At 70.3% G+C, this 18,496-nt stretch carries 16 protein-coding genes; 6 read left to right on the top strand and 10 right to left on the bottom strand.

The features are described from left to right. The first annotated feature begins 373 nt into the window (after positions 1-373). From ACFVST_RS27795 to ACFVST_RS27775, 5 genes are all read left to right on the top strand, one after another. Positions 374-1,363, top strand: coding sequence for a hypothetical protein (locus tag ACFVST_RS27795; RefSeq protein ID WP_390156349.1), 990 nt, complete (start codon positions 374-376; stop codon positions 1,361-1,363). Then, a complete protein-coding gene (locus ACFVST_RS27790; protein ID WP_390156348.1) occupies positions 1,360-1,983 on the top strand; it encodes a hypothetical protein in 624 nt (207 codons plus the stop codon). Before ACFVST_RS27795 ends, ACFVST_RS27790 begins: the two co-directional genes overlap by 4 nt. Next, positions 1,977-3,254, top strand: coding sequence for a HesA/MoeB/ThiF family protein (locus tag ACFVST_RS27785; RefSeq protein ID WP_390156347.1), 1,278 nt, complete (start codon positions 1,977-1,979; stop codon positions 3,252-3,254). Before ACFVST_RS27790 ends, ACFVST_RS27785 begins: the two co-directional genes overlap by 7 nt. After that, the gene (locus ACFVST_RS27780; protein ID WP_390156346.1) at positions 3,251-3,736 is read left to right on the top strand and encodes a Mov34/MPN/PAD-1 family protein; all 486 of its coding nucleotides are present in this window, start codon (positions 3,251-3,253) and stop codon (positions 3,734-3,736) included. The genes ACFVST_RS27785 and ACFVST_RS27780 overlap by 4 nt, the downstream gene beginning before the upstream one ends. 63 nt (positions 3,737-3,799) lie before the next feature. After that, entirely contained in the window at positions 3,800-5,275 is a 1,476-nt protein-coding gene (locus tag ACFVST_RS27775) for an SAVED domain-containing protein (RefSeq protein WP_390156345.1), read from the top strand. Between the two features lie 343 nt (positions 5,276-5,618). Here the strand turns inward: ACFVST_RS27775 and ACFVST_RS27770 are convergent, their stop codons facing one another. The 10 genes from ACFVST_RS27770 to ACFVST_RS27725 all read right to left on the bottom strand — a co-directional run bounded on the left by ACFVST_RS27770 (position 5,619) and on the right by ACFVST_RS27725 (position 17,349). Then, complete coding sequence (locus ACFVST_RS27770) at positions 5,619-6,689, bottom strand: AAA family ATPase (protein WP_390156344.1); 1,071 nt, start codon at positions 6,687-6,689, stop codon at positions 5,619-5,621. Further along, on the bottom strand, positions 6,686-8,125 hold the full coding sequence (locus tag ACFVST_RS27765) for a Mu transposase C-terminal domain-containing protein (protein WP_390156343.1): 1,440 nt from the start codon (positions 8,123-8,125) through the stop codon (positions 6,686-6,688). The genes ACFVST_RS27770 and ACFVST_RS27765 overlap by 4 nt, the downstream gene beginning before the upstream one ends. A gap of 111 nt (positions 8,126-8,236) precedes the next feature. Beyond that, positions 8,237-8,653, bottom strand: coding sequence for a hypothetical protein (locus tag ACFVST_RS27760; RefSeq protein ID WP_390156342.1), 417 nt, complete (start codon positions 8,651-8,653; stop codon positions 8,237-8,239). After that, a complete protein-coding gene (locus ACFVST_RS27755) occupies positions 8,650-10,740 on the bottom strand; it encodes a hypothetical protein (protein ID WP_390156341.1) in 2,091 nt (696 codons plus the stop codon). Before ACFVST_RS27755 ends, ACFVST_RS27760 begins: the two co-directional genes overlap by 4 nt. Next, positions 10,737-12,578, bottom strand: coding sequence for a hypothetical protein (locus ACFVST_RS27750; protein WP_390156340.1), 1,842 nt, complete (start codon positions 12,576-12,578; stop codon positions 10,737-10,739). Before ACFVST_RS27750 ends, ACFVST_RS27755 begins: the two co-directional genes overlap by 4 nt. A gap of 86 nt (positions 12,579-12,664) precedes the next feature. After that, positions 12,665-14,230, bottom strand: a complete 1,566-nt coding sequence (locus ACFVST_RS27745) for an integrase (RefSeq protein ID WP_390156339.1) — start codon at positions 14,228-14,230, stop codon at positions 12,665-12,667. After that, a complete protein-coding gene (locus ACFVST_RS27740) occupies positions 14,112-15,110 on the bottom strand; it encodes a hypothetical protein (RefSeq protein ID WP_390156338.1) in 999 nt (332 codons plus the stop codon). The genes ACFVST_RS27745 and ACFVST_RS27740 overlap by 119 nt, the downstream gene beginning before the upstream one ends. Then, on the bottom strand, positions 15,107-15,871 hold the full coding sequence (locus tag ACFVST_RS27735) for a TnsA-like heteromeric transposase endonuclease subunit (RefSeq protein WP_390156337.1): 765 nt from the start codon (positions 15,869-15,871) through the stop codon (positions 15,107-15,109). The genes ACFVST_RS27740 and ACFVST_RS27735 overlap by 4 nt, the downstream gene beginning before the upstream one ends. A 155-nt stretch (positions 15,872-16,026) precedes the next feature. After that, positions 16,027-17,076: a DNA-binding protein gene (locus tag ACFVST_RS27730; protein WP_390156336.1), complete on the bottom strand. Its 1,050-nt coding sequence runs from the start codon at positions 17,074-17,076 to the stop codon at positions 16,027-16,029. A 27-nt stretch (positions 17,077-17,103) separates the two neighbouring features. Next, positions 17,104-17,349 (bottom strand): hypothetical protein, encoded by a 246-nt coding sequence (locus ACFVST_RS27725; RefSeq protein WP_390156335.1) that lies wholly within the window; start codon positions 17,347-17,349, stop codon positions 17,104-17,106. A 328-nt stretch (positions 17,350-17,677) separates the two neighbouring features. On the opposite strand from ACFVST_RS27725, the gene ACFVST_RS27720 reads away from it, so the two are divergent. Continuing rightward, positions 17,678-18,496, top strand: an 819-nt coding sequence (locus ACFVST_RS27720) for a DEAD/DEAH box helicase family protein (protein ID WP_390156334.1), incomplete at its 3' end; no start/stop codon positions are given.

Below are 18,496 nucleotides of genomic sequence, written 5' to 3'. Positions count from 1 at the left end.
CACCACCCTGCACCGGTCCATCCCCACCACGAACGGACCAACCCGGCTCCGAAACCCGACGAAGAAGCGGCCCTCAAACAGCCCGGTAAAAACACTCATTGAGACGCTCTTATGGGAGTAGTGAGTTTGGGGGGCGCAGGGATCGTGTCGCGTTGTGATCTCCGCAGGTTTCGGTACTGCTCCCCACCGGCTTCAGGTTCCTCGCTGCCAGTTGACGGGGGCGGTTTACCCCTTCTCGGGGGCGTTGTCAGTGGCGGTGTCTACGCTGGCTGTCAGCTGCCCGATGCCTCCCGAACACGGACGAAGTCTGCCCCACCAGGCGGCCGAACTCGGTGTGGAACCAGGGCTGGACACGTGAGATCGAGGAGGCACCATGCGGATCGACGAGGCGTTCGACGACTTCCAGAGAAGCGTCAACGAGGACGTGGGCCAGACCAGGCTCGCCCGGGACCGGCGTGATCTGTTCAAGAGGGCGCTGATCAGCGAGCCCGATGTCACCGAGGCGTTCGGCTCGGGATCGCTGCGCCGCAGCACCCAGCTCAAGCCCATCAACGACGTCGACATCATCGCCGTCTACGACGCTTCCCAGCACCCCGGCTGGGGCAACGCCGGCCTCAGCGCCGAACATGCCCTGGACCACGCCCGCAGCCGGGTCAACCGGCTGCTGGGCAAGACCAACGGCAGCCACGGCAACGAAGTCCGGCTGGCACTGCCGAGGAACCACGCGGTCAAATGCTTCCTGGACGACCCCGACGACGAGAACGCGTTCACCGTCGACGTGATGCCGGCCCTGCGGCAGGCAGACGACACTCTCCTCATCCCCGAGAAGCTCACCCAGGCATGGGTGCCCGCCGACCCCGAGCACCTGATCACCCTCGTGGCCGACCGTCAGCGAGACTGGGAGCATTTCCGCCCCCTGGTCCGCGTCCTGAAGCAGTGGCGTCACGACGTCGCGGTCACAGGACGGATCAAGTCGCTCGTCATCGAGGTCCTCGCTCTCGACTGCATGCCCACGTCCGGTAACCGCCCCAACGGACTGTGCACCTTCTTCACCGCCGCGGCAGCACGCGTCAACGAGGGTGTGAGGGACCCGGCCGGCCTGTGCGGTGAGATCCAGCCCGACCTTGACTACGACAGTCTGCAGACCGCGCTCGCCGAAGCCGCCGAGCTCGCCGACCGGGCCTGCGCCGCGGCCGCGGCCGGTCACACCGACCAGGCCCTGCGCCTGTGGCAGGAGATCCTGGGCGACTCCTTTCCCGCCCCGCCGAAGCCCGCCAGCCCCGTCACCGGAGCACCGGCCCTGATTACCGGTGCGCCCGCCCTCATCACCCCCCGGCCGATCAAGGACGCACCTCAGGGATGACGGCCACCACCGATCCTCACAAGTCCGCGGCGCAGCCGGCCCCCCTCACGTGGTGGGCCGCCGAGCCACGCCGTTTCGAACGGGACCAGCGCGAGATCACCGCCGCCTTCCCCGACCTCGTCTACGACGCGGAAGGCGCCGGGAGCTGGCACGGCATCCTGCCGCTGTGGCCGTTCGACCGGCCCCAGCCCGTACACCTCACGGACTGGACAGGAACCACGGGGCTCCACGTCCTCATGGTCTACCGGCAGGCCTATCCCATGGTGCCTCCGCACATCTTCCCTCTCGACCCGGTTCCCGAGCCGGCCGAGTGGACGCAGTCGCGCTGGCATGTCAACGGCGACCGCACCCTGTGTCTCCTGCGCGCCGACTCACTGTGGACCGGCCGGGAGTCCGTGGTCGATCTGCTCCTGAAGGCCGCGGCATGGAAAGTGGAGTACGCGCTGATGAAGCACGAGGCCATCACGCAGATGTCCGACCGCGGCATCGTCGAGGACGACCGCTTCGACCACTTCCTCACCCACCCGCCCGCCAAGGAGCCCACCCACCACAGCAGCCTGGCGACTCCGTCTGACACGGCACGGGATCGTCAAGACGCTGGGAGTGAGCCCTCGTGCTGATCCTCGTTCCCCATCGCGCCGCAGCCACCATCCGCCAGGCCGGCCCCTGGGGTCTGATGACCCTGCGCGGCAACCACGAGGACCTGGCCGTCATCCGAGGCATCTCCGCTTCCGACGGCGTGATCCTCCCCGTCGACGCCTCACCGGGCCCGACCCTGCTCGCGGCCGGCGGCGATGTCAGCCTGTCCGGCTGCTGGTACCGCGTGGCCCCCGTGCTCCATCTCTACTGGCGCCAACTGAGCGGCAGACTCGGCACGGGGATACCCCTGTCCGTGTTCCAGGAGCACCTCACCAGCGGATACAAGAACCCCGGCGGCAATCCGTACATCGCCCTGACCTACGCACCGGATGCGAAGGAATCCTTTCCCGAGCACGAGGTGTCCGACATCGTCGCCTGGCGCATCGGACGCGACGGCGCGTACCCGCTCGGTTCTTTCGTCGAGCCGTCGATCACCGGCATCGGTCAACTCCAGGACCACTGGCCCGTCAGGGACCTTCAAACCACACGCGTCATGCTCGTCGGCACCGGCAGCATCGGATCCGCCGCAGCGCACGCTCTCGCCGGCTACGGCATCGGACACCTCACCCTGGTCGACCCCGACCGCCTTTCCTGGCACAACCTCGTACGCCACACCACCAGCCGCCGCCACGTCGGCCGCCCCAAAGCCACCGCCCTCGCCGAAGAACTCGCCTCCCTGCGCCCCGACACCACAGTCGTCCCCCTGGTCCTCGACGTCATCGACGACGCCGACCGGATCAGACCGCGGCTCCAGGAAAGCGACCTTGTCGTCTGCACCGCCGACGGTGTCGCCGCCCGCCGAGTCACCGGCCACCTCGCCCGCCGTGCCGGCATCCCCGCCGTCATGGCCTGCGTCCTGCAGGACGGCGCCCTGGGCGAGATCCTGCGGCTGAGGCCCTGGCCCCAGCACGGATGCCTCACCTGCCGGCGCCAGACGCTCGCCGACCGCGGCGGCATCGATCCCGAACCCGCACTCGATGCCGGATACGGAACCGGCACCCGACATCGGCCGATGACCGCGGTCGGCCCCGACCTCCACCTCGTCGCCCATCTCGCCGCCAAGACCGCCGTCGCCACCCTCCTCGAGCGCCACGGCCACCCCGACCAGCGCCTGCCCGGCGAACACGGCCTGATCAGCCTGCGCCGGCAGCCCGACTGCGCACCGCCCTTCGACCTGAGCCGAACCGGCGAGACCCGATGGCTCCCCGCCACACCACCACGCCCCGGCTGCCCCACCTGCGAAACCCCATGACCCCGCACCCCGTCACCGCCGTCCACCTCACCGAAGAGGCCGTACGTGTCATCACCGACGAACTCAGGACCGCCGACAACAGCAGGGAGACCGGCGGCATCCTGCTGGGACACCACGTCCACGACACGGTGACCGTCCGGCACGCCGGAACCCCCGGACCCGACGCGGTTCAGACCCCCGCCTACTTTCTCCGCGACCTGGCCCACGCCCAGACCCTGGCCGACCAGGCCTACGCCCAGGACCACAGCGTCTGGATCGGCGAATGGCACACCCACCCCACCAGCCGGCCCGTACCCAGCGCCCGCGACGCAGCCACCTACCGCCAACTCCTCAACGACCCCGAACTCGCCTTCCACAGCTTCATCGCCGTCATCCTCGGCCAGAGAGCACCGCACTGGGACATGACCGCCTGGACCTGCCACGACAACACGATCACCCAGGTCGCCGTACACAGCCCGCCGCGCCAGCCGCAGCACCAATAACGGCCGGATGCCGGAGCGATTCACACACAGCAGCGGCACACGCCCCTCACCCGGAGAGCGCCCATGGAACCTCTGCCCGCGCCGAGCCCCACCAGCGTCAGGATCACCGGCGACCACTATCAGTGGCTCATCGCCTGGACCGGCTGCCTCACTCTCCTGCGCGAGAACGCCATCCACACCGCCAACCCCGTCATCTCCGTCGGCGTCGAAGCCGACGACGCAGGCAACCTCGACGACGTCGTCCGGCGGCGCCGCAACCCGCCCCACACCTACACCCAGGTCAAGTACACCGTCAGCAGCGCCACACCGGTCAACGAGGAGTACCTGACCAAGCCCAGCCCCACGGGCGGTCCGTCGATCCTGAAGAAGATCGCCAGAACCTGGCGCGCACTCACCGCCGACGGTATCGACGCCGACCTCGCGATCGTCACCAACCGGGCCCCGGACCCCAAGGATCCCCTCATCGCTGTACGGGATGCCCGCACCCAGCTGCTGCTGCCCAAGGCCGCCGACGGCACTGCACGGTCGAAGATCGGCCAGGCACGGACCAGCTGGGCTCAGAGCGCCGGCCTGAGTGAGACCGAGCTTCACGAGCTCCTCTCCTGTCTGCGCTTCGATCTGGCCCGGGAACTGGCCCACGTATACGAGCAGTTGCAGCTCCTGATGGCCGTCTGCGGTCTGCGCAACGACAGCCGCGCGGTCGACGAAGGCGCCAACTGGGTCGCCCAGCAGGTCCGCGACGGCCACCGCGCCCTGACCCTCGACATGGTCAAGGCAGCCGTCGACAGTCTCGAACTCAAGACGGGACCCGCCCACGCGATCCTGTCGATCGCCACACTCAAGCCCGACCCGCTCGCTGCCGAAGCCGACCACACCATCAACTCGATCGACCGGTTCGAAACCGACTCCGAATACACCAAACGCCGCCCGCTCGCCCCCGCCACCTGGGCACAGCTCCAGGACGACATCGAGGCTGCCCCCGCCCGCCTGCCCGGCCGCACCGACATCTCCGTCTCAGGAAGCCTCCGCCTCGCCCCCGCGTTCCTGACCGGCACGGCCTTCCGGATGGTCACCGGAGCCGACCTCGCCGTCCTCCAACGCGGAGAGCTGTGGTCCACCCGCGACACCTACGACGCCGAATGCGCCCCCGTCGTCGAGGAGTACGACATCGGCCAGGGCGAAGACCTCGCCGTCGGCATCAACGTCACGGTCAGAGCCGAGGACTTCACTCAGGACGTCCTCGAATACGTCGAAGGACAGAACATCCCCGCGTCCAGACTCCTCATCGTCACACCACCCGCCGGCCCCAAGGACCGCTCCGTCCTCGACAGCCCCGCCGCCAACGCCCTCGCCGTCGGCATCCGCAACGCCCTGCGCCGACCCGCCCGCATCACCCCCCGGATCCACCTCTTCCTTGCCTGCCCCATGGGGCTCGCCCTCCTCCTCGGCCACCGATGGAACCGGCTGCGCCCCACCGTGGTGTACGAAGACGTCAGCACGGCACAGGTGTACGAACCGGCCTTCTTCATCCAGGCATGAACACCACCGCCAGCCTGAGATCCGGCCCCGGGCCGCGCGAGACCGGCACAGGGGGCCGCCTCTCACCAGACCTCCCTGCGAGGCACCGACCCGCACCGGGTTCTCAGGCGGTCACCGGGAGGCAGGACGCATGCGGCGGCGGCGCTGCAATGTCAGCCTGGTCCGCCTGGCACTCCGCTCCGTCTGTCTGCGATCGACCCGTCGGCCGCGCAGGCGAACGTGGCGCCGCTGTGGGAGACGGAGGCACGGAACGGCTTCGAGGGACCTCTGCTCGGCCAGGGGCGGAGCGGAGCGGGCGTGATCATCCTTCGTTCCGCCGGTTTCCCCTGCACTACCCGCGTGGTCAGTGGCTGTCGCCGCGGCCGATGCGGATGTCGTCGAGGAGCTCTCTGGTGATGGCTTCTGTGCCGGTCAGGTGCGCGGTTTCGATGGCTTCCTGGGCGGCCTGGCAGATCAGGTCGTTGAGGGAGTCGATGTAGCCGCCGGTGCGCTTGTGGAGGTAGCGGGAGAGCTTGACCAGGGTGCGGGGCTCGTGGTCGTAGAGGCGCAGGTCCTCCTCGAAGCCCTGGATGCAACTGTGCCAGTCGTCGCCGTAGCCGATGGCGCCGGCCCACAGCACCGGAAGGTCGCTGAAGGAGGTCTTGCCCTTGATTCCCGGGGGCAGATTCTTGCGCTGCTTGCTGTTGCGGGCGTCGTGCACGATTTCGCGGGCCCCGGTGCCGCAGAAGACGAACGTTGCGCGGGTGCGGTCCTGGAGGGCTTCGAAGTAGTCGAAGGCGCCGGTGATCTCGTTGTCCTGGATGCGGTCCACGCCGTCGACGAGGACCAGCTGGGTCCGGGCGTGGGCCATGACGTGGGCGATGGGCTCGGTCATGTCGGCCGGCCGGCGGGTGCGGTCGGTGGGGTTCAGGGTGTGGTTGAGGCCGAGGAACTCGGCGAAGGGCAGCGACCAGTGCAGGTTGGTCTCCCGTTCGGGCGGGACGCTGATGTAGATGACCGGGATGCGGTTGGCGTCAAGGCCCAGGTCGGCCTCGATCAGTCCCTGGAAGCCGCGGCCGATCTGGACGAGCAGGGTGGTCTTGCCGGTGCCGCGGTCCCCGTCGATGATCATGTTGGTGCTGCGGCCGACGCTGCTGAAGCGGTTCTTTCGCAGCTGGCGCCGTGCGTCGAGCAGACCGCGGCGCAGCGCCGGTGTGATGACCGGCAGCATCTCGCCGTGGTACATCAGCCGCGGGTCGCGGGGCCCGACACGGGTGCCCTTGGGAGCACAGTCCGCGAGGTCGGGCGCTTGGAGCGTGCGTGACGCAGCAGCGTCCCAGCCCTCCCGAGTGGTCAGCAGCGGGGCCTCGACGAGCCGGGTCACGGCATGGGCGACCTCCGGGCTGAAAGTCCGGATCAGTTCTTCTCGGCTCACAGGGCCTCTCCATCCGCTGCGTCATCGTCGGACGCACTGCCGTGGGGGTTCGGGTTGTCGGTTATGTGCTGGGTGGCAGGTTGGCTGTAGCCGAAAGCGAAGATGTCGGCCGCGCTGCCGCGCAGGCTGAGCGAGTCCGCACCGGACGGACGGACCCAGTAGGTCTGTTCGTCCTCTTGGACGCTGTTGTCCAAGCCGTCGAGCGCGGTCGGTGCAGCCGTCCCCGACTGTTCCGGGGCAGCCGGGGACGGTGGGGGAGTGGTGCCTCCCGCGGCCAGGACGTGCTCGGCGTCCATGGCCAGCGATGGTGCCCGCACGACCGTTGCCGGGTCCGGGTCGGGCACCCCTTCGTAGGGGTCGGGGACGTCCGCATCCAGGTCTAGGGCGGGGCCGGTGAACAGCTGCGGCACCCGTTTCGCCTGCGGGTCGGGGCCGCGCCGAGCCCGTTCCCGCAGGGCGGACACCTCACGTGCGATGCGCCGCTGGTCGTCCTTGCGGCCGCCGTCCTCCAGCACCCGCAGCGTGGCCTGCTCCCAGGTCCACTGGGTCCAGGCATCACTGATCAGGCGCTGATGGATGAACTCGGCCTCCACCCAGTCGTCGGTGATGTGGTCGTAGAGCCACACGAACCTGGGGGCATAGGGGCTGTAGCGGATCTGCCACCGCATGCCCTGCCCGGAGATCTGGCTGTGCCGGTTCCTGTACTCCTGCAGGGCTTCGCTGTTGTAGGTGCGGTTGTCGACGGTGACGCCCTTGTCAGTCACCTTCAGCCGCTTGAACGGCAGCAGCCTGCGGTTCTCACGGGCAGTGAGCGGCAACGGCACGTGGCCCTCGGCGGCCACCAGCGTCGCGTACATCCGGTTCGGGCTGACCGTGATCCCCGGCAGGAAGGGGCTGCGCAGTCCCTCGTGCGCAGTCTGCTGCCAGTCCACAGCGATCCACTCGTCGAGCAGGTCCTGCAACTCGTTCAGGCTCCACAGCGGGCCCTCGGAGACGTGCTTGCCACGCCGGGCGAGATCCGAACCGGTGTAGCCGGCGACGTACTGCGAGAACCGCTTCTTGACCGCGCCGAAGGTGCTCTCGATGACGGCCTTGTCGGTGGCGGTACGCGTCCTGGCCGGGCGCACGTTGATGCCGAGCATGCGGCACACGTCGTCGAAGTGCTCGCTGTTGAAGATCTTGCCGTGGTCGACGACGATCATCCGGGGCCGGATCACCGGCCGGGCCGCGGCCCCGGCCATGCGCGGATCGCAGGCCACCAGGTCCGCATACGGCATCTCGGACCGCTCCGCCATGGCCGACAGCGACCAGCCGGGCCGGCCGGGCATCGGTGCCAGAGCCTGCGCCAGCATCAGCACCGCGTCGAAAGAACGGGTGCCGCGCCCGCCCAGCCGACGGCCCCGGGGGCCGCGACCGGGAACCTTCGGCACGATCATCGCGCCGATGATCGACCGCGACGCCACATCGATTGCCGCATTGTGGCGGTAGTTCTCAACTGACCGTTGACCACTGTGGACCTGGAGATGACCACGGTGGTGTCGGAAGGATCAGGCCCGGCGTCCTCGGTGCGGTTGATCGATGCGGGTGACCTTGCTGCTGTCTTCCAGGGCCTCGCGTAGGCGGGCGTTGTCCACGGCCAGGTGCTGGATCTGGGCCGCCGCGAAGCGGAGGTTCTCGGTCAGTGACCGGTTCGTCCGGCGGAGCTTGGCGTTTCTGGCGGCAAGGATCTCGTAGGGGCTCGGGTGCTTCTCCGCTGCAGCAGTGGGTTCCGGGGTCGAGCGGATGGTGGAGATTTCTTTGGCCAGGTCGGGGAAGTGCCGCCGGAAGGTGGTGTTGCTCAGGCCGAGCTTCGTGGCCAGGGTGAGGACGCTCGGCCTGGTGCCGTTGTCCGTGCACTCCGCCATGTACTGGTCCATGACGCGGCGGGCGCGAGCCTCGGTGGGGATGTCGGCAGCGCGGCTCATGCGGACTCCAGAACGGTGGTGTTCTCCAGGAGGAACGCGGCGATCTCCGCGCGGCGGGACTCCAACCGGTGCCGCAGCAGCGGTGGCAGGGTAGGCCGGGAGGCCAAGCGGTGGGTGATGCGGTCGATTTCGCGTTGCCAGGCCGCGGTGTTCTCCGGAGTGAGGGCGACGTTGCGGCAGGCCAGGGGCTTGCAGCCGCCGTGGTCGGGCAGACCTTCGGTTCGTCCTCGGCGGGCGCGTTCGCAGAGGGCCTTGGCGTGGTCGTGGACGCAGGTGATGTACTCGCCGGGATAGACGGCCGGGTCGTGCTTGGCCATGAGCCGCCTCAGGCGGTTGTCGTCGAGGACGACCTTGCCCTGGAAACGGGCTCGCGTGCCGAACGCCTCCAGGCGGCGGGCGGCCTCCTCGGCGGCCGGGCCGGTGAGGTCGGTGTGCTCGTGGGCGTCGATCGCGGCCATGAGGTGTTCGCCGCGGGCGAGGGCCTGCTCGCTCTCCACCTCGGCCCGGAAGCCGGATTCGCTGGTGCCTGCGTAGCCTTCGAAAACTTGGACGCAGTGGTGCCGGTAGGCAAGTGCCCCGGCGATGACGCCGCCGGGACGGCGGGCGATGAACCAGGCCAATGTCCTTCTGAACTGGCTGTTTTTCAGGTGCCAGGTCCGTCCCTCGACGTCGGCGATGCCGTCGGTTCGGCCGTTGCGCTCGCAGTAGTCGTTGATCCAGGCGGCGAAGGTGTTGAGGCGGGCATTGGTGGCTCCGCTGGTCAGCACCTGGCTGACTGCGTCGGCCTTGACTCCGGGGCTGTGCTGGAGCCGGGCGAAGAGGAACTCGCTTCCAGGAGGCTGGAGTTGCTCCAGGATCCTGATCGCGCGGGCGGCGGGTTCTCCGATGTTCCAGACGGCCGGGACGCCGGCGGGGTCGTCCTCGGCCTTGAAGGCGAGACTGTGCATCTTCCAGCGGTAGGGCGTCCCGTTCGCGTCGCGCTCGATGGTCAGGCCGCCGCGTTTGAGGTGCTTGATCTCGCTGTCGCGGGCGCCAGAGAGGAAGGCCAGGACCAGGTAGCAAGCGTCCTGCAGCATGCGGGCCAGGGCGGCGAGGCCGTCGCGTTCGGTGTGGTCCGCCAGGATCGCTTCGATCCACGGCTCGCCGTCGAGACGGCTGCGGATCGGCTGGTCGCTGACCGTCTGGGGTGCGGTCCCGACCAGGGCTGCGGCCTCGTCGATCATGTGCCGGTAGCGGGCGAGGGAGATCCGGTTGCGGCCGAGGGCGTCCGCGATCGCCGTGGTGCTGGTCTTGCCGCGCCAGGCTGGAAGGGGCCGGCCTGCGGCGATGCGGTCGTCCAGCCAGGCCCGCAGCAGGATGGGCAGGTCGCCGTAGGCGTGCGGCTCGGCGGCGGCCGGAGGCGGGGTCCGCCATGCGCGGTCCGCGGCGAGGATGTCGGCAGAGAACACGTCGATGAATCGCATCGCCCAGACGAACAGCGGGCCGAGGACCTCCTCGGGAATCCGCGCGGTGGCGTTCTCGTAGGCGCCTTGGCCGGTCGCCTCTCCCCATCCGTCGACATGCCGCGGGTCGAACCGCAGGGCCCCGGAGGGCAGGCAAGCGCGCCAGAGCCAGAATTTACGCACTCCCGCCCGAGCTCCTTGCCGGGCGCCGATGGCAGGCAGAGTCCGGGCCAGGAATCGCTGGAAGTCCTCGAGATCGCGGCCGGTCAAGGTGTCCAGCGGGAGGTCGCGGACGGCTGCCCAGCGCAGGAACCGGATGTACTCGGTGAAGGCGGTGCGGACGGTGCCGACCGCCGGCCGGTCCTCCCCTGCCGGGACGCTCCCGGAGAGCATCGCGTAACAGAGTTCCTTGCCAACCTGCCGGTGACTGGCGGGAATCAGGGTGAAGTCGAGGATGAAGCGGCGCTCGTGTTTCTTGAGCATCGCGGGGGCCAGGTTCCAGACGTCGTCACTGAACCGCGAGGTGGCTTCGAGCCGACAGCCCTCGCGCAGGCGTCGGCCGTGGAAGACGTACGGATCCGCCTGCCCGGTCCGGGACTGCGGGAGCAGGCCCGGACCGGGCAGGGTTCGCAAGGCGGTGGTCACGGCAGTTCCCAAGGGTTCTCGACCAGGTCGAGCAGAGCGTCGTGCGGCTGCTTGGTCCGGGCCTGCTGGAGTTCGGCGGGGGTGAACTTGGTGAGGATGTCCTGGCGGATGGCGACCCAGGCCGGGCCGTAACGCTGCCACCACACCTCCTCGGACAGTTCAAGGCGGCGCTGGGCCAGGGCGTCGAGCAGGCCCAGGAGGCGGGGCAGGTGGTCCCGGGTGACCAGGCAGTTCCCGCAGTGAAAGCAGTCCAGGAAGGTGACCTGGCACGGCTGTTGGGTGAGCGGATGCCGGTCGTGGTCGGCGCAGGCAGCCCATCCGGTGTCGAGACTGCCCTCTGCGGTCTGCCAGGCGATGTCCGCATCGAGACCGATCTCGGCCAGAGATTCGGCGTCGCCCGGGCCGGGCAGGACGCGCGGGCCTCCTCCGGCGGCCCGCGCCGCCTGGTCGTGGGCCCGGCGGGCGGCCTGTTCGGCATCGACGAGGGCCTCACCGAGGACTTCCTCGGCCCAGGAGGTGATGACGGGGTCGCCGCTGAGGTAGTTGCGGAACAGCACCTGCATGGTGTTGGACTTCGCGGCCGACGGCAGGTGGCCGCCCATCCGCTTCGTGCGTCGCACCTCCATGCTGGTCTTGATCCGGTTGAAGCTCACCTGCAGCGGCAGGCCCGCGGACGTGCCGCCCGAACCGGCGGAATCCGGCTGCGGATCGGCCAGCAGCGGACGCGATCGATTCGCTGCCCAGACGGTGGGCAGGAGCGCCGTGCAGCTCAGCGAGTTCTCAAACGGCGCGACGTGGTCGTCGGCGACCTTGAGTCTGGCGCCGTGCCCGTTGCGCCAGACGCACCACAACAGCGGCGATCCGCACTGCTCGCGGCTGCGGGCCGTCAGTTCCAGAAGCAGGAGGTAGAAGCCTCCCGGGGTGTGCAGCTCGCGTCCCGGTGCCCCGATCTCCCAGGTCACAGTCTCGAACCAGCGTCGTGCACCCCGGCGCCGCTTGACGATGACCAACTCGGCTGCCCGGCCTTCCAACACCCGGTGACGGACCGGCAGTTCCTTGATCGTCTCGCCGTTGCGCTCGCTCAGTGCCGCCGCGAGCATCATCAGCGGGGGCAGATCTTTGAGCGTCAGGAACAGCTTCCCCGCCAGCTCCTGGCGCCCGGAGGAGAACGGGTTGCGCGTGCCGGGTGGCATGGGGACCCGCCCCGTGGTGGCCATCTGCTCCAGCAGGCGGCCCGTCTCCCGGTCCTTGTCGTCCAGGGCCGACGGGGCGTCTCGATAGCGACGCAGCAGGTTCTCGCCCGCCCGGATCCGGTCACGGATCTTGGCACTGTCCGATCGCAACGCGGCCAGCAGCCGGGCCAGTTCCCCGTCCGAGAACCCGCTGGTCACCCGCTTCGTGCCGGCTCCCGCCGGGCCCTCGGCGTCCCGGGGCGCCGGCAGACGCCGCTGGACGTGGTCGAGGACCTCGGCCGAGACCAGGTCGCGCAGCGCGGATGAGCTGAACAGCATCCGGGCCTCGCCCAGCTCCCGCAGGGCCGCACTCGGCGCGGTCCGGGCCCGGTGGGTGTGAAAGGCGTCCAGGTGGGCGGGGGTGAGGTGGCCGGGGATGGCAGGAGGTTGCGGCATGGTGCCGAGGAACCGCATCAGCCGGCCCAAGGACCCCCAGCCGGTGGTCGCCGCGGCGAACGTGCGCAGCCCGCCGCCCGGGCCGGTCCGCTCGGCGACCGCCGCGGCCAGGGCCGTGTGCCAGCCCGGCAGCGGGAGTGCAGAGACATCGAAGAGCCTGCGGCGTCCGTCATCGCCGTGGAAGGCCACCACCAAGCGCCCGTCGTTCAAGTCACGTACTGGTGAAGGTGGTTCGTAGCCGTGGGACGGCATCGCGGCGGGGCGTCCGCGACCGGTGCTGCCGCGTCCTTGACGGCTCATCCGGCGGCCTCGATCGCGTCGGCGGGCGGCGGGGTGTCGTCGCCGATCCGTTGCAGCGGGGTGTCGCGCGGGTCCTCCCAGGAGTCAGGGACCAGAGCCATCCGCGTCTCCATCTCCAGCTCCTGCAGGGCGTGCAGGTAAATGGCCGTGGTGAGGACGGACCGGTGTCCGAGTCTGCGGCGGACCCAGTCGAGCGGGTCGCCGAAGATGCGGGTGTAGTGGCCGCGCTGGGCCTCATTGAGCTCGGCCAGGGCGGCGATGTGGCCGCGCTGGAGCTGTTCCAAGGTCACCACGGCAAAACCGTGCCGCAGCAGGTGGGCATGACATGACAGCGCGATCCGCTGGTCCCGGCAGCGGTCGTTGGCGTCGGCGAAGATGCTCTTCCACGTCGACACCGCCAGCGGCTGCCCGTCCTCGCCGAGCCAGAACAACGCCGGCTCCAGCCCGTCCGTGGTCTCCACCAGCAGCCGGCGCCGTTCCATCGGCTTGAGCTCGCGCAGGTTCCGCGTGCGGCGGGCGACGCCGCCGGTCACCCGCACCAGCTGCGGACGCGACGGATCATCAATCACCAGCGGGCGGCGCCACCGCCGGTAGCGGCCGGCCGCGCGGGCATCCTCGACCACCTCCGCCCGGTCCAGCTCCGCGTAGGCCGCCAGGTCGCGCACCACGCTGTGCGGAGCGTAGATCCAGCGGGCGGAGAAGTACTTCGCGATCGTTCCTGGCAGCCAGAACCGCTGGTAGCCGCCCAGTCCGACCCGGACCGGCATCTCCATCGTGGTCAGGTGGGACTGCTCGGACAGCCGCATGCCGGTGCGGACCATGAGATCCGTGAACGTCGCGTTTCTCGCCGACCAGCGGCCCTTGAACCGGCCCGTGGGCAGGCCGTCCGCCCCGTATCCGCGCAGGCCGACGTCCCGCCAGAGCCGGTAGGAAGCCGGCGGAAGCCACTCGATCCGCTCGCCGCCCTCGTCATGCGCGTAGGTCGCCGGGACCGTCTCCTCCGCGCGGGTCCTCGGCGTACCCGCGAACGTCCCCAGCGGCGCGGAACGTCGCGAGCGGTGCGGGATCGGGACGGCGCCGAGCTGGTTCTGCCGTACCGCCCACTCGAAGAACTGGTTGACGTGCGCGACCTCCTGGCTCCAGGTGCCGCCTGCCACCCGAGGCCCGGCCGGATCGCGGCGCCGCCATTGATGAAACGCCAGATGATCGGCCTCACTGGCCTGCCGCCACGACTTCCCGCCGCGGGCGCAGTGCAGGAAGTTCAGGTAACCCGCAAGCGCACGGGCCCGGTTGGCGTTGCTGTTCCACGGCGCGTCGATCAAATCCACTCGATGGAAGTACGAGTTGAGTACCACGTCGTACTCGAATCGAGGCGACAGCAGGAACGGCAACCCGTCCGGGAGCCCGACCTCGTCGAGCCACGGCATCAGGTCATCGGGCAGGTCACGCAGCCAGGACGGCCCAGCAGCGGGCCGGTCGACGTCGCGGCTGGTGTAGTGAACCGTCCAGCCAGATCTCTGCATCACCGGCGCAACGTACGCGGTCAGTGACCAGTCGTGCACAAGCGATGGTGAGTTCGGGGCGGGCCAGGCGGCCGTCGTCGAAGAGGGCCAGGACGTCCAGGCGGGTGGTGTCGACCTGGACCTGCTCGCCGGGCCGCAGCGCCGTGGCGGGGGTGAAAGCCCGCCCCTCGAAGCTCGCCGGCAGCTGTCTCACGGGAGTGGTGGGCAGTTCGCCGGGGCGGGCCAGCGAGGTGACCAGACGGGACAGCGTGGCCTGCGACGGCACCGGCACCGCACCAGGGCCGTGCCGGTCGGTGAGGATCTGGTTGATCAGCGGGAACAGGCCGCTGATCGTGCCTTTGGAGCGCCCGCGCCAGCGGCGCAGCGCGTCGCGGACGGCGGCGACGACCCGTTCGTCGGCCCGTCCGGTGGGGCTGGCGGCGCGGGTGGTGCGGTGGTCGAGCAGCCCCCACAGCCCCTGTTTGCGGTAGGCCAGGCGCATACGCTGCACCGTGGTGCGCGACACCCGCCCGAAGCCGAGCGCGGTCAGCTCCACCGCCTTGGCCTGTTCCCGCTCGGCCAGCGTATGCCGCTGCGGGTCGTACTGCGGCCGCATGGCTCCTTCGCCGTGGGGCCCGCCGGGCAGTCCGCTGTCGACCTCCCGGACATGGCGCTGCCAGGCCAGCGCCTTCTCCCTCGCTGCGGCGGGCGCGGTCTCGAACAGGCCCCACTGCGGGGCCGCCTGGGGCACGTCGGCGCCAATCACGCGGAAGTCCGGGTCGGCGAACAGATGCCCGGCGAGCACCGACTGGCCGCCGCCGTCCGGGCCGACGAGACGGATGTCCTGCCCCGACAGGGCGACCACCTGCCAGCTCACGCCCCGGAAGCGGACATGGCAGCCGACCCTCACGGCCGGCCGGACCGGGCGCCGCGCGCTCATCCCTCACCTCCCGCATCCCCCGGGCCGCTCCGGTCGGGCGGGCCGACGAGGACGCGCTCGTGCAGGGGCGCATCCAGATCGATCGTCAACTGCCCGTGCCACAGGGCATGGAAGACGGCGGGAAGAACCTCGATGGGGTCACCGGCTGCTTCGGCACCCGCGATCAGCGGCCAAGGCCGGGCGAATGCCTCGAGGACGGCCGCGGTCAGTCCGCGGCGGCCCGCGTTGCGCGGATGACGGTAACCGGCCAGCCACTTCAGGTTGGCGGCCGGCGCGTCATCGAGCGGTTGCAGACGCCGGTAGGTCCAGCCGATGTGCGCGCAGGCCTCGGTTACCGCGACCGCGGCGCTGAGGGCGCGCTCGCCGCCGGCGTCCGCATGACTGGGGCAGTCGGCCAGCAGGGCCGTGCCGTCGCTGTAGCGGGCGAACAACTGCGGCACCCACGAGCGGACCTGCCCCCGGGGATTGCGCCACAGCAGCCGTACCGGCCGCCCCGCCAGCCCCGTCACCCGCGGATCGCGGTCCAGGACCATCAACTGGGTACGCATCGCGTTCGACCCCGCCACCACGTGCCGCCCGGTCGTCGCCGACCACCACAGGCCCGGTCCCCAGCGCCGCCCCGGGACCGCCGGGAACGCCGACACCGGCGGCAACTCCTCGAACGCCACGGTCATGGCGGCAACCGCCCACCGCTGCTGGACCGCCTGCCCCACCGGATCGAGGAACACCGCCTCGAACCCGCTTCCACCATCCACGGCCACACGCCCTGCCCGGCCCCCGGACCGTACTGCTCCTGCGCTGCTCACCTGCGTCAGCCAAGCCGCCGAAGCCCACAGAAGCCGCCGCTTTCAGGATTCCTGCCACAAACGAGTGCTCTATCAGCCAACTACTGACGCCCTGCCCGGCCCTGCCGCACTCAGATGCCGTCCTCCTGCTCGCCTGCCAACAGCATCCCGGCGAGCTCCTGGGCGGGCATGCCCGCCCACTGGGCCACTTCCTCAAGCGGTACTCCGCCGTTCACCGCCGCCACCGCGGTCCGCTTCCGCGCATGCTCGATCTGACCGGCACTGTGCCCGAGACCGCGCAGCAACTGCCGGGCGACCTCGGCGGTCGCGCCGGTCTGCACGCCGCGCAGCTGCAGCAGCTGTTCCTGCGCGCTGTCGATGAGACTGCCGATCCGCGCCCGCTGCTCGGGCGGGACCACCGTCCGCCACATCGTCCCCGAGCCCGGCGCCAGTCTCTCCTTGCCGAGCACCCGCAACTGCCCGGCCATGGTGGCCGGTTGATGTTCCTGGCGCACCCACCAGGGATCGTTTGCGTACCCCGGCGGCCCGCCGGCTCCGCGGCGCCGGCTGATGATGCTGCCCATCCAGGCGATCAGTGGACCGCCGTGGTCCGTCGCCGCCAACGGACCCAGCCACGTGCGCCCCACCCGCTCGCCGAGCCGGTGGCAGAACATCCCGTCGGCGGGCAGCGGCCGCGGCCGCCCTGCACCGCTGTCCGTCCACACCAGCTCGGCCATGCGTGGATCCAGCAGCGCGTCGGCGACCGCCACCACCTCGGGAAAGACGACCGCGTCCCGCCCCACGATCCGCCACCGCTCCAGATCGCCCCCGGCATCCCCGCCCGCGACCCGGTGCAGCCGCCGCGGCCAGATCGCCTCCCGCTCCCACTGCAGAGCCTGCTCCCACCACCGGGCCACCACCGCATGAGCCAAGGCGAACACCCGCTCCGGCTCGGCCCCGGCCCGCACCGCCCGCCGCGCCACACCCGTCCACCGCCGCTGCGCCGCGACCACCTCGGGCAGGCTGCGCACGTCGAAGTGTTCCAGCGGCTGGTTGGCGTCCGCGTCCAACAGCCACCGCCCGTGCCGCGCGCACACCCGCTCCCACCGCTGCGCATACCGCACCACACACACCGCGACCCCGGTGCGCCGCGCCGTACACAACCGGCACCCGAACGCCACCGGCCCCACCACCGCGCCCCCGACCCGTCATACCGCCCGCGCAGCACCGTCCTCCGCCGTGAGCTTGGAGTCCTCCCGCCCCCAGGACGGCAGCGCCCGCGCCAGTACTTCTTCCTCAACTCCGGACACTTCCGCCAGCGCACGTCGGCCCGCCGCATCCAGCAGCACTTCCGCATCTGCGCGCAGCCCGCCGCCGTCGTGCCGGGGCCGGTGACCGCGCCACTGCCAGCAGGACAACAGTGCCTTCTCCTCCAGCCCGTACCGGTCAGCCATCCGGCACAGAAACGACAACGTCGTCTCCCCACCCACAGGGGGACAGACGGAACACCCCGGGAACCATCCCCCCAGCCTCCCGGAAACCACAGCACCCAGAGGCGGATCCGGCCCTACCCAGGGACCCTGACAGTGAGAGTGCCAGCGCGTCAGCCCAACCACCCGGCCGCACGGACGCCGGATCAAGACTTCTGTCCCCTCGGCCTCTCTCCAGCGCGGGAAGATAAGCCCGTCCGTATCCGCCGTCTGCCGAGGTCCCGCCCCCATGCCGCCCACCTCCCCTCCCGTAACCACGACTCCTGCTCCCCAGGCCTCAGATCCTCGCCGGGTGCTGCGCGCGGATCAGCAGACGGCGGTGGACAGCGGGGCCCGCCACCTGAAGAAGCCCGGGACACGCGGGCATATGGTCTCCGCGTGCGGTACCGGCAAGACGCTGATCGCGCTGCGTACCGCCGAGGCCCTCAACGCCCGCCACCTGCTGATCGCGGTGCCCTCATTGGACCTGATCGGCCAGTGGGCGGCCGCGGCCCGCGCGGACGGCCGCACGGAACCGCTGATGGCGGTCTCCTCACTCAGCGCGGACAAGCACCCGCTCCTCGCCCAGGCTGGGGCGGCGAGTACCGGCTCGGGGGAGTACCTGGCCTACTGGCTGGCCCAGCGCACCAAGCGGCGTGAGCAGGCGACCGTGTTCGTCACCCTCGACTCCCTCCCGCGGATCGAGGAGACCCAGCACACAGTCTTTCCCGTCCCCATCTTCGACCTGCTGGTCGTGGATGAGGCGCACCGCACCGCGGGCAGCTGGGACAAGGAGTGGACGATGGTCCACGACTCCTCCCGGATCCGCACCCACCGCCGCCTCTACCTGACCGCCACCCCCTACGAGTGGGAGGCGCCGCGCCTGGCCGAGGCCCCGGACACCCGCCCCCGCCCGAAGCGGACCGCGTCGACCGCCCCTGCGTGGGAGTCCCCGTCGCTGATCGCTTCCATGGACGATCCGAAGGTCTTCGGCCCTCGTCTGCACACCTACTCCCACGCCCAGGCGATCGAGGACCGCGTCCTGGCCGACTACCAGCTCCTCATCCCCACCATCACCGACACCGACCTGCGCACCGTCCTGGCCGACCCCGACCGTGCGCACACCGGCGTA

The sequence above is a fragment of the Streptomyces sp. NPDC058045 genome (assembly GCF_042885635.1).
Classification (GTDB): domain Bacteria; phylum Actinomycetota; class Actinomycetes; order Streptomycetales; family Streptomycetaceae; genus Streptomyces.
This window is presented reverse-complemented; position numbering and strand designations above follow the sequence as displayed.